Genomic DNA, 11,679 nt, shown 5'->3' on the forward strand with positions numbered 1-11,679 from the left:
ACTCCAACAATGGTTTGCTGGTTTACCCAGCTACATCAAGGCCTATCTGCCGAATTTAAGCTGCGAAAGTTGAGTTATTTAGAAAAAGGACAAACCCTTCCAAATACAGGCTCCACACGACATGAACGCAGGAGGAGAATTCGGTTCCCGCTTGCCGGACTATCTCTTCTAAAGTACGGATACCATCGATATGCCAGACAATATCCCATTCCTGCTGTGTTAAAAATCGGCGATGCGGCCAGATCGGATCTTCATTTAAGATCAGCAGCCGGTCGGAATCTAGCGTTACGGAAGCCGCAAAATAAGGGATATGCTCGGAGGTTACCGATTCCATCCCCCATTCTTCCGCAAGACGTGTGGAATAAGGGGCCATGAGCGTTTCGTACAGCTCATAATCTTTCCCCTGGAACATTGGAGGCTGCCACTTCATTCCCTGCAGTTCGCCTGCCCCGTACCATCCGGATGCCCGTTTGTTGGCTTCATACCGTTCTGCAAATTCACTGGGAGCGTAAGCCCCCTCCTCTCCCCACGAAGTAATGCCCGGTAATACTTCGTACGCCACTCCACGCAAATTGTTCGCTAGAGCTTCAAGACCAAAATGTTTCTTCCCGAATTGTGCCGCTCTCCTTCCCATTTCTTCACGGAGGCTGCGCTGCCGAAGCAGATTAACGAGGACTTTGGCCCCGGAGGCCCAGTCTGCTCTGATCCCGTTTTTGGTCAGCACGGCATCGACGAAATAACCGGTTTCCCCATGCCGAACCACATCCTTGAAGCCTCCCCAGGCGGTACAGACGACCGGCAGTCCGCATGAAGCGGCCTCAGCTTGCGACAGCCCGAAATTTTCGCGATGGTAAAACCCCATATTTACGGCTACATCTGCGGCGGAGTACATTTTCGCCAGTTCTTCCCCGAAACGGGGACCTACCCATCTCACACTTTCCGAGATTCGCAGGCTGTCTGAAATCCCGCGTAACCATTCTACATAGCCCGTATTACGAACCCGAAACTCTCCGAACGCGATGTCGTCCTCCTCGCCCACTATGCAAAGGTAAGCATCCTGAACCTGTTCTTTCACGGCGGCAAACAGGTGGAGCAGGGTATGCAGATTTTTCTGCACGTTTAACCGGCCCACATAGAGCAGAACCGGGGCATCCGGCTGGATCGAGAGCTGCTTTCTCGTTTCTTGCCGTTCGTCCGCCGTACGCGGGTAGAAGACCGTCTGGTCCACACTAAGCGGAATGACCCATTCCTGCAAATGGCTCCACTGCACAAGGCGTTTCCAAATCTGCTGATCCGCACGGCAGGTAAATAGAATGCCATCCTTCGCATGCAGAAGCTGCCTCCAGGGAAAGAGCATCGCCTCTGCACCCTTCGGCATCGCTCCCCCGGCGAACAGCACGGCGGGTATGCCCAGCCCCAATTCTTTGCGCAGAGTCAGAGCCAGGGCGCTGGATGGATAGACATCGGCCCAGAGAAGATCAATCCTGTGCAGAAATGCCTTCATTTCTTCCCGTTCCTCCGTTTTATCCTCCGGCGGTAAATACGGGACGACCTCTGCGGTTTGCCGCAAAGCATAAGTGATATCCCGCGCCACTCTCCCCATACTCCACAGCTTTCCTAATTTCCGGGGTGCAGACGTCCAGGGAAAATCCCCCCACAGCATTCCGATACGTGGCCGGCGATTATCGTTCATGGATTGTAACCTCCTAAACAAGGTAAACCGCTTCTCAAAAATCGGTATTTGGATTTTCTCGATTTCAAAGCTGGAAGCATGATGCTCAATCCATCTCGAGCTGCCAACTACCGCATATACTAACCATATATACAATTTACTATTTTTTTATCATCATAGGTCGCATATTATGATTATGAGCTTGATGTGTATTTGCAAAAAGACGAGGACGTTCGAGTTTTGGATGAAGAAGAGTTTTATTTAGCTGCTAGCAAATATAATATAGTGATGAATTGATAGAAAAATGCAGAAAGAATGTCCTCGAGGCCATTGAACTCGTTAAACATTGGGAGTTTCGAGGGATAGGATACTGCAGTCTGTGGTTGAAATGAAAACTAACTGGATTTCCTTTCCTCCAGTTAGTTTGCTCCTTTGGAGCGAAATAATGGAAACTAAGTGGAAAAAGTCCATCTATTATCCGCGAAAAGAGGGATATCCGCAAAAATCCTCCATACTAAATGGAGTTTTTCCATCTAGTCTAGCCGCTCTGCACCATTCACTTCAATTTACCTGCATAAAATCCAGTTAGACGCGCCATTCCGTCTGCACGGCACCTGCGGAAAACGAAAATAGACGAATTTTTACGGTAGTCCTCCCCCAGGATAGAAATTCTAACGAATCCATGCCGGGAATAGCCCTCGGCAGCTATACTTTTTGCGGTTTATTACCTCTCGGAAAAATAGGGGAAGAGCTCCGAAAGGGAATGTAGGCAGGACTAGCTCGTGACGAGCCTTTGCAAAAAGGCGGGGATGTCAAGGATGAAGAAGAGTTTAACATCATTCCGACAACGAAAAAAATGCTCTGTCTATACAGACAATACCTCATCACCTAATCGCTGTAAGCTCTCATACCTGTACCGCGCTTCTTCTATGCTGCTCATTATTCCCAGCCATTCCGGATAAGCATCGGATGTCTCGTGCCACAGTTTTTTCATCTCGTATCTGGCGAAGACCCTCAGCACGTCGCGGGCATCCTGAACTTCCGTCAACTCCTCTCCCATGGACCGTCTGCACCTATAGGAAAGACGATGGCGGTTTTTAATCCAATCGGGCGAGACGTTCAGTCTGTTAAGGACGGACTCATCATCCAGTGACCTTACTTTATTGATTTTGTCTGCCAGATGGTCTTGCTGTTTAGCACGGGCTATCCTCTCGAAACGGGTTCCCAGACGGGCGAAGGAATGATCCCGCTCTCCCCAGCTTTCCAACAGATAAGTGCGCAAATTCTCAACAGCTTCATTAAGGTAAAAAGTCGCCGTCAGGCGCTCTTGTTCCGTTATCGATTTTTCCAGCAGGCTTAAGTTGATAGAGAAGGATTTGGCCAGCTTGCTCTTTCTTAGAGAAACCACTTGATCCGCGAAACGGTGGGCATTAAACCATTGCACCAAATCGCTTCCGTACCCGTCAGGGTCCACTAATACCCGGCCTTGGTAGGCTTTATCCAAACAGTGATAGCAAGAGAGGTTATCCAGAAGGGAATCCAGATCGGAAGGTCGTGAATTAATGACGCGCGAAACCATCTCCACATTAAAATAAAGGGACCCTACGTCCAAAGCCGTTCTCCAGCCGGCCAGCTCCCACTCCCGAATCGATTCTGTACGCAGCTCTTTAATCCGCTCATTAGCCTCGTCTTCATGATTATTATCATATATGGGAATAATATCAATATCGGAAAGCGGCCATGTCTCCCCTCTTCCCAGACTGCCCCCCAGAATAAGGGCCCGAACCCCCGGAACCTGGCGGAAACGGCTTATAACTTCCTCCGCTCTATTCTCAAGAATGGTTCTCCAATTCGCCAAGAAAGTTTCCTCGTTCATGGTTACTTCCTCCCTTCTGATCCTTCCGATTCTCAACTCACGGCTTTTAGGGCAGCTACGAACCCTAAATGTAAATCTTCTGTTTTACAAATAAATGGAGGATTTTTGACATGAATACTCCTTCATAAGGCTGGGGAGTACCTTCAAATTTTCCTCCTAATATTAATCTAGCGAAACTGTGCGGCCTTATTTAAGCAGAAACAGGCGCGGCGGAATTGTAACGAAACTAAGTAACGCTATAAGCGAAAAAATCGATAAAAAGAGGCGGAAAAACGACATTAGCGATACACAGTTTCTTTAGAAATCGAAACAAGCTCAAAATAGCGATTTAACGATATGAAGTTTCGTTACGATTTAAACCCTTATTGAAACACCGTCTGCCCCGCCCACAATCACCAGATCCGTCCGGTTTACAAAAAGCCCGTTTTCCACTACCCCCGGAATGGAATTCAACTGTTGGCTTAATTCCTGCGGCTCCTCTATAGCTGCAAAACGGCAGTCCAATATATAGTTTCCATTGTCCGTCAGGAAGGGGACTTCGTCCCGAAGGCGCAATTGAGGGGTACAGCCCAGCTCGCTAATTTGACGGCGGGTGACCTCCCAGCCATAAGGAACGACTTCAACCGGGAGCGGAAATCTGCCCAGAACGGGAACCGTACTGAATCCTGACACCTGCAGTATAAATGCATAAAGTAAAGTCAAGCAGAATCCCGCTCCCGCCAGCTTTAACAGCAAATAGAGGACAAATCTGGGCATATCCTTTTTTATCAAAATCATTCCGGCACCCCCTTGGAAGCATAGACACATTTTACCGTATATTCCCCTCAACGCCTATCCGCTTGCAAAACTATTTGTCCAATCTCCGTCCGCGCTGGTGTACAATACAAGAAAAGCAGTTTACCATACGCAAGGTGATGATTCCGTGAAAACGTTAGTTCTGGCCGAGAAGCCCGACATGGGCCGTAATATAGCCAAGGCGATTGAGCCTAAAGCCGTCAACAAAAAAACGCACCTCGAAGGAGAGCGCTATATCATTACTTGGGCCATCGGCCATTTGGTCGGTTTGGCCGAGCCGGACAAGTACGACGTGCGCTACAAAAAATGGAGGATCGAAGATTTGCCGATCATTCCCGATACCTTCAAGCTAATTCCTCACTACAAAACCCGATCCCAGCTCAAGGTGATCGCGGAACTGGCGAAGCAGTGCGGGACCATTATCAATGCTTGCGATGCGGGACGGGAAGGCCAGCTTATTTTCTCGTTCATCCAGCAGCATCTGAAGCTTCGGCATCCGGTTCAGCGGCTGTGGATTTCCGACCTCACGCCGGAGACGATCCGTCAGGGCTTCGCCCAGTTGAGAGACGGCTCGGAATTCGAGCATTTGACCAAGGCGGCCCGGGCCCGCAGCGAAGCCGATTGGCTGATCGGCATGAACGGCTCGCGCGCTTTTACTACGAAGCATCGGGAGCTCCTGTCCGTCGGGCGGGTGCAGACCCCGGTGCTTGCCCTGATCTATGACCGGGAGAAGCAGATCGAAGCCTTCCGTTCGTTAACCTATTATGAAGTGGAGGCCGGCTTCTCCCAAGAGAGCACACGATATCCGGGCAAATGGCAGGGAGAACGGATCACCGACCGTCAACGGGCGGATGAGATTGCGGCCAAAGTCAAGGGCCGGCCCGGCAGAATAACCAGCTATGAAATCAAGGATACGCGCGAATATCCTTACAAGCTGTATGACCTGACTCTGCTGCAGCGCGAAGCGAACGGCAAATACGGCTTCAGCGCGAAAAAAACGCTCGACCTGGCGCAATCTCTTTACGAGAAGCATAAAGTGATCACTTATCCGAGAACGAATTCCAATTACGTGACCGAGCAGAACATTCCAGAGATGCACCGGGCGCTGTCTTCCCTGCAGGGGACCGACTACGATTCTCTTGTCCAGCAGGCGGCGAGGTCCTTCGTTCACAAAAATAACCGGCATGTCTGCAATCCGGCCAAGGTGGAGGACCATCACGCCATTCTGCCCACGGCCAAAAAAGCGGGCAGCCTGTCTGCCGACGAGCAGAAGCTGTACGATATGATCGTTCGCCGTTTTCTGTCGCATTTCTATCCGCCGGCCCAATATAAAATGCATACCGTAATAACGGAGGTAGCCGAGGAGACGTTCAAAACGACCGTCAAGCAGCTTCTCGATTTGGGCTGGAAGATCGTCTATTCCGGCACTGAGGATAGCAAGAAAAACTCCAAGCGTAAAAAAGAAGAGGAGAACGAGGAAGTTGAGACGGACAAGCCGTTCTCGGTGGATAAGTCGCTAGGAGTGCTCTGCACCGATGCTGCGGTGCAGGAGAAGGAAACCCAGCCGCCGAAGCCGTTCACCGAAGGAACGCTGCTGAAGGCGATGGAGAGCGCCGGGAAGCAAATCGAGGATGAAGACCTGCGGGAAGCGATCAAGGACTCCGGCCTGGGCACCCCGGCCACCCGGGCCGCCACGATCGAGCGGTTGAAGAAGGTCGGCTACATCCGAATGCAGGGCAAGCGGATCGAGCTCGAGCCGAAGGGGCGTTCGGCGGTGGAGCTGATCCGCGGGGCCGGCATCGAGCTGCTGACCTCGCCGGAGATGACCGGCCAGTGGGAGCGGCGGCTGAATGAGATCGCCAGAGGCCAGGCGTCCGACACCGCGTTCATGGAGAAGGTGAAGGAATTCACCGTCTACATCGTGAACAAGGTGCGCAGCCAGCCGCAGGCGGATCAAGCCGCCTTCGCGCAGCCGGAGGCGCCGGCCAAGGGCCGCTCGCGCGCTGCCAGCGGCAAGCGCCGCCGCGCGGGCGCAGCCGGGGACGCGGCGCTGACGCGGGCGGCGGCAGGCGCGGCCCCGCGAGCGGCGGGCGGCGACAGCAGCGCGGCACAGACGCGGGCAGCGGCAGGCGCGACCTCGCGAGCGGCGGGCGGCGTGATTGGGCTGTGCCCGCGCCACGGGTGCGGCGGCACGATCTTCATGGGCAGCAAAGGCTACGGCTGCAGCAATTACAAACACGGTTGCCGCTTTGTCATCTGGAAGAAAACCAGATTCGGCAAAACCTTAAGCGACACCATGGTCAAATCGCTGATCCAGAAAGGCTCGACCAACAAACTGAAGTTCAAAAGCATCTCCGGCCACTCCTACGACGGAAAGTTGATTTTGTCCGACCGCAATACAGGCGAGCTAAGCTTGGAACGAATCTTTTAACTCTTTATAAGAGGTACACTCAAAAAACCTTCCAAAGACCAACAAAAGTGCAGGTCTTTGGAAGGTTTTTAGCAAAAATCAGCAAAAGACAAGCAATAGTGCAGGTAAATTCAGCCATTTTACTGATTTTCAGCGTTTTGCGGAAAATGACCTGCAGTTTTGCTCGTCTTTCCCGGATTTTACCGGATTTTCGCAAAAAGACATGCACTTTTGCTTGTCTTTGGAGCAGCATCGGGACGGCAGTCGAAATTGCAGAGCTGGCTACATGTGGCGGGCAACCCCCATGCTATGCAAGTAACAGACATGGACAAAAACCTACTATCTATGCGATTGTTCATACATCGTTCATCCAAATAGCACTTACGTTTCTCATACCGGCCCCTTGCAAAGTCTACTAGAAGTATAAATGCTGATAGCTTGATGCGAACGAGAGCATTTTGTATGAAAACAGTCAGATATGCGATAGACACAAAAGTTCCATGAAGGGTCATCTTTGTATGAAATATCGTACAAATGAACACGCTGGTTTTCGCTCTGATTTTCAAATGCGAAAACCAGCCTCTTCCGGCAACTCCGCCTCTACCTCGCGCCTCCGCACGCTTGCCTCGCTCACGCTTTTGCAGCCTTGCTACCGCCTGCGTTGCCCGCGTCCGCATGCCGGCCCCGCCCACGCCCGTGGTAGCTCCGCCCGCTTCCTCCACGCAGCCCCCTTACGCTCATCCACCCGCGCTGTTGCGGAAGCGGCACGCTAGCGGCTGCGAAGCGTTTCGCCGTGCCGGAGGCAGCGGAGGCGTTCCGGCGGCAGTGCGCGGCGCTGCCATTCGGCGTGCAGCCGATCCAGTGCCTCCTTGGGCGTATCGTCCGCGAGCCGGAAGGCGCCGTAATGCATCGGCACCATCACTTGGCCGCCGCAGTCCTCCAAGGCCTGCACGGCCTCCTCCGGGGTCACATGCTGCGTCGACATGAACCACTCCGGCTCGTAAGCCCCGATCGGTAGGAGCGCATAATCGATGTTGAATCGCCGGCCGATCTCCCGAAAGCCGCGGAAATAGCCGCTGTCCCCAGCAAAATAAACCACCTGCGGCGATGTCCGACCTAACGTAGCCGCCTTCCCGGCTACCGGAGACTCCTCCCGACTTTTCGCGCACGCTTCTTCGACTCCCAGAGACGACTCTCGGCCTTGCACACACGCTTCTTCAACTCCCAGAGACGACTCTCGGCCTTGCGCAAACGCTTTTTCGACTCCCAGAGATGACTTTCGGCCTTGTGCACACGCACCTCCGACTACCGGAGACTCCTCCCGACTTTTCGCGCACGCTTCTTCGACTCCCAGAGACGACTCTCGGCCTTGTGCACACGCCTCCCCGACTACCGGAGACGCCTCCCGACCAACCGAAGCCGTCTTCCCCCGGTCGGTTCCCCGAGCACTGATGACCCAGCCTCCCCAGTGGGAGGTATTCGTGTCCATCAGTGTGCGGCGGGTCCAATGCTGCGCCGGCACGAACGTAAACGTCACCCCGTCCCTGCTGATGTCTTGCCACCAGGATAGCTCCTCCACCTCTCTATAGCCTTTCCTCCGCAGCTTGTTCCGCAAGCCGGCCGGTACATAGATGGCGGGAGCTCCCGGCAGTCTTCGCAAGGTAGGAAAATCCAGATGATCGTAGTGCCCGTGTGAAATCAGCACCACATCGATATCCGGTAGCTGGGAAATATCCAGCCCCGGTGGGGCCAGCCGTTTGGCAAAGCCCATCCGGTTAGCCCAGACCGGGTCGGTGATGATGTTCAATCCGCCCATTTGGATAAGGAAGGTTGCATGTCCGATCCATGTGATCGACATCTCCTTCCGATTGCGATGCAAATAATCCAGATCGGGCGAAGCCTGCGGAATCTGATAGGATAAATCCTTCCTTTTGGCCCTTCTTTCCTTCTGCCATTTCCGCAATTGGCTGAACGAATTATTCAGCTTGACCCCGTCCATATTTTCATAGCGTTTCCGTTTAGTTTTCCAATTGAATCCAAATTCCCGTTTTGTCATCGGATTTTTTGAACCTCGGATACTTCCTTCCGTCCGCGTCCTCTTCTTCCAGAGAAATCAGCCAGTCGGCATAAGCCGCCAGTCCTTCCCGCATAATTCGCTCCGTTAATTCATGGAAGTCCGAAGCCGACTCTCCTTTCTCCTTCGGCAAAAAAAGACCGTCTGTAATCAGAAGGAGGCCTTGAAGCTGAATCCGGCTAATCCGTCCGTACTCGAGTAAATCCTCTAGCTCAGGCTCTCCGCTGACTACAGAATACCCTTCCAAGGTGTTCAATTTCAACCGATTGCGCTGGATCGTAGGGATGACATATTCCCTCAGCTCCTCCCGGGTCGTCATTCCCCTCTGGATGCCTTCCTGCCATAGCTGCTTCGTCTCCCTATCGATATGAGCCACTGAATCATGCGTAACGACACGCACCGTTCCATCCTTATATACAGCGATCAGCATGCAGTCCCCTGCTTGAACATATTCAATATACCGGTCGTGGATTCGGATGGCGGCCAAGGCCGCGGTCCACAGCTGGCGCTTGTCGGAGATATCGATCCCGCTGGACACCATCTCCTCCCGCAGCCGACGGTTAGCCTCCAGTACCGCTTCGTTCAGACGAACCACAGCTCCTTGGTCATCGCTCAGAGACTCCATATACTGACGGATCAACCTGGAAGCCAGCTTGCCTCCGGTTTCCCCATTCTCCCCCCGGTAAGGGATCAGGGACGTTGATCCGTCCACGACACCATACAATGCCAGGGAATCGTTCACGATCAGTTCGTCTTCGTTCCATTCGTTGCTTCCTTTTATCGATATTCGTTCCATTTTCCACGGTATGCTCATTTCGCTTCCCCTCCAAGTCCGTCTAAATAAGCAGGCCATTCCGGATGCCGCGCATATTCGAACATCATTCTCACCTGCGACTCGGTATTTCGTTCCACGGACAGCTCCGGCAGTTCATTCTCCCCGAAGAAGCCGACCTCGGACGTCTCCGTTCCGGTAAGTGCTTCCCCTCCGACCAGCTCGCAGAGAATAAATATTTTATAAACATGATAAGGAGAGGGGGGGTGAGGATAAAACTTCTTGTCGCAAACTGCCAGCAGCCTGACCGGCTCTACCTCGTATCCGGATTCCTCTCGCACTTCCTTAACCGCCACTTCGGCGGGCGATAAGCCTATGTCTGCCCATCCGCCCGGCAGCGACCAGCATCCATCCAGATTCTCCCGGACGAGCAGCAGCTTGCCTTCCCGGAAGACGACTCCCCGCACATCGACCTTCGGAGTCGCATACCCGGTTTCATTCGCGAACAATTCGGTCACGGTTTGCATATCGGTACCGGTATATTCGGACAGAATCTCGGCGCTCAGCTTCCTCAGTTCCTGGAAACGCTCCAAATCGTAGACATCCTTGGAATATGTCAGACCTGCCTGCGCAATAGCCTGGATCTGCTTGGCCCATTCCAGCCATTTCGGTTCCATCTCTTGGTCCCCCTCGCATGATTAATAGAGAATTCCGCAGCTTCATTCGATATCGAAAGAAAATATCCCGCAGCCAGTCCGGCTGATGCCGGCTTTCTAGTTTGATATAAACTTCGCTGGTCCAAACCGTATTTCTTACATGGAGTATAAAGTTTATATGGAAAAGTATCCAGGTCGGATATGTTATCTGCAGGTGATCACGGTATCATTATTTCTGCAAGCCCTTTTCATCTTCCGGACGGTATGCTTTGATCAACCGAAATGACATCGATTCCCTGTCTCGCCAGCTTGCTCAGAACCTTCTCATCGTCAGTATCCGTCAGCACCACATCCATCTCTCCAAGCTCACAAACGTTATAGCGGTGGACGCGGTTCCAATGGTTTCTTCCAATCAGCAAAATTTTCTGCTTCGAATGACGGATCACCGTCTGTTTGAGCTCCAGGCTGTCCTGCAGAGCGGCGCTCACCTTCCAATCGGGCGAAATGCCGGAGGTTCGCAGGAAGCATTTGTCAAAGTTGATTTGTTGAATCGTCTGCAGGGCAAAAAAACCATAGCCGGACTCATCCTCGGGGTGAATCGTCCCCCCTACGTGAATCAGCTTCACCTTGGACGCGAGCTCCGATAAGCCGTGAATGCTGTTCGTCACGACCGTCACTCCCGGCATCGGCTCCATCTCGTAAAACATCAGATTGGTATAGCTGGACGATTCGATAAACACCGTGTCCCCCGGCTTGATAAGCGCGGCGGCCGCCTTGGCGAAGGGCTTCTTCGATTCGGTTCCACCCCTATCCTTGTAGGCGATGAAGGAAGAGGCTTTGGAAGGCAGCAGTGCTCCGCCATATGTTTTCTGGACGAGCCCTTGCTGATCGAGAAAACGAAGATCCTTGCGAATCGCGTCTTCCGTGACGGAGAAGAGGACGGCCAATTCCTTCACTTGAACCCGTCCCTCTCTTTGAATCTGCTCCAGAATCCGCTTCCTTCTTTCCTCTGTAAACAGCGGTTTATTCATGTAATCACCAATTTCATCCAATTGTTTAGTATTGTTAATTAATATTTTGTATTGTTTTGTATTATTCTATCTCGAAGAAGATTGGCCGTCAACCAGAAAATAACAGTTCGCAGGTTTAACTTTGAAAAAATGAAAGGGAAATTCGAAGGAATTTTGAAGGAGGGGTAGCTGAGAGTCGTTTGAGAATCGTTTGAGAATCGTTCGAGAATCATTTGATATTCGCTGAGAGTCGTTCAAGAGTCGTTCGAGAGTCGTTCGAGAGTCGTTCGCGAAAAGCTCGTATCAGGTTCGTGGGAGATTCAAGGAGTAGGTTTGGGTAGGTTTGGGTAGGTTTGGGTAGGTTTGGGTAGGTTTGGGTAGGTTTGGGTAGGTTTGGGTAGGTTTGGGTAGGTT

At 52.3% G+C, this 11,679-nt stretch carries 8 protein-coding genes; 1 reads left to right on the forward strand and 7 read right to left on the reverse strand.

From position 1 onward, the window contains the following. Nucleotides 1–55: 55 nt before the first annotated feature. The 3 genes from ACTHRH_RS24655 to ACTHRH_RS24665 all read right to left on the reverse strand — a co-directional run bounded on the left by ACTHRH_RS24655 (nucleotide 56) and on the right by ACTHRH_RS24665 (nucleotide 4,325). Nucleotides 56–1,693, reverse strand: coding sequence for a glycosyltransferase family 4 protein (locus tag ACTHRH_RS24655; RefSeq protein WP_440418087.1), 1,638 nt, complete (start codon nucleotides 1,691–1,693; stop codon nucleotides 56–58). A gap of 844 nt (nucleotides 1,694–2,537) precedes the next feature. Next, the gene (locus ACTHRH_RS24660; RefSeq protein ID WP_440418089.1) at nucleotides 2,538–3,548 is read right to left on the reverse strand and encodes a nucleotidyltransferase domain-containing protein; all 1,011 of its coding nucleotides are present in this window, start codon (nucleotides 3,546–3,548) and stop codon (nucleotides 2,538–2,540) included. Between the two features lie 354 nt (nucleotides 3,549–3,902). Continuing rightward, complete coding sequence (locus ACTHRH_RS24665; RefSeq protein WP_440418091.1) at nucleotides 3,903–4,325, reverse strand: ribose-5-phosphate isomerase A; 423 nt, start codon at nucleotides 4,323–4,325, stop codon at nucleotides 3,903–3,905. A gap of 145 nt (nucleotides 4,326–4,470) precedes the next feature. Here ACTHRH_RS24665 and ACTHRH_RS24670 point away from each other — a divergent pair, with 145 nt between their 5' ends. Continuing rightward, a complete protein-coding gene (locus ACTHRH_RS24670) occupies nucleotides 4,471–6,774 on the forward strand; it encodes a DNA topoisomerase 3 (RefSeq protein WP_440418093.1) in 2,304 nt (767 codons plus the stop codon). A 748-nt stretch (nucleotides 6,775–7,522) separates the two neighbouring features. On the opposite strand, the gene ACTHRH_RS24675 is transcribed toward ACTHRH_RS24670, so the two are convergent. The 4 genes from ACTHRH_RS24675 to ACTHRH_RS24690 all read right to left on the reverse strand — a co-directional run bounded on the left by ACTHRH_RS24675 (nucleotide 7,523) and on the right by ACTHRH_RS24690 (nucleotide 11,286). Further along, nucleotides 7,523–8,809 (reverse strand): MBL fold metallo-hydrolase, encoded by a 1,287-nt coding sequence (locus ACTHRH_RS24675; protein WP_440418095.1) that lies wholly within the window; start codon nucleotides 8,807–8,809, stop codon nucleotides 7,523–7,525. Further along, nucleotides 8,772–9,641, reverse strand: a complete 870-nt coding sequence (locus tag ACTHRH_RS24680) for a protein phosphatase 2C domain-containing protein (RefSeq protein WP_440418097.1) — start codon at nucleotides 9,639–9,641, stop codon at nucleotides 8,772–8,774. Before ACTHRH_RS24680 ends, ACTHRH_RS24675 begins: the two co-directional genes overlap by 38 nt. Then, on the reverse strand, nucleotides 9,638–10,276 hold the full coding sequence (locus tag ACTHRH_RS24685) for an NUDIX hydrolase (protein ID WP_440418099.1): 639 nt from the start codon (nucleotides 10,274–10,276) through the stop codon (nucleotides 9,638–9,640). Before ACTHRH_RS24685 ends, ACTHRH_RS24680 begins: the two co-directional genes overlap by 4 nt. 227 nt (nucleotides 10,277–10,503) lie before the next feature. Beyond that, nucleotides 10,504–11,286, reverse strand: coding sequence for a DeoR/GlpR family DNA-binding transcription regulator (locus ACTHRH_RS24690; RefSeq protein ID WP_440418101.1), 783 nt, complete (start codon nucleotides 11,284–11,286; stop codon nucleotides 10,504–10,506). Nucleotides 11,287–11,679 lie beyond the last annotated feature (393 nt).

It is taken from the genome of Paenibacillus sp. SAFN-117 (assembly GCF_051966115.1).
In the GTDB taxonomy this organism is placed as follows: Bacteria; Bacillota; Bacilli; order Paenibacillales; family NBRC-103111; genus Paenibacillus_L; species Paenibacillus_L residui.

Bases quoted from the DNA above. Each gene is read 5' to 3' on its own strand.
- ACTHRH_RS24665 (WP_440418091.1), bottom strand. From the start codon at position 4,325: ATGATTTTGATAAAAAAGGATATGCCCAGATTTGTCCTCTATTTGCTG.
- ACTHRH_RS24660 (WP_440418089.1), bottom strand. From the start codon at position 3,548: ATGAACGAGGAAACTTTCTTGGCGAATTGGAGAACCATTCTTGAGAAT.
- ACTHRH_RS24685 (WP_440418099.1), bottom strand. From the start codon at position 10,276: ATGGAACCGAAATGGCTGGAATGGGCCAAGCAGATCCAGGCTATTGCG.
- ACTHRH_RS24655 (WP_440418087.1), bottom strand. From the start codon at position 1,693: ATGAACGATAATCGCCGGCCACGTATCGGAATGCTGTGGGGGGATTTT.
- ACTHRH_RS24680 (WP_440418097.1), bottom strand. From the start codon at position 9,641: ATGAGCATACCGTGGAAAATGGAACGAATATCGATAAAAGGAAGCAAC.
- ACTHRH_RS24675 (WP_440418095.1), bottom strand. From the start codon at position 8,809: ATGACAAAACGGGAATTTGGATTCAATTGGAAAACTAAACGGAAACGC.
- ACTHRH_RS24690 (WP_440418101.1), bottom strand. From the start codon at position 11,286: ATGAATAAACCGCTGTTTACAGAGGAAAGAAGGAAGCGGATTCTGGAG.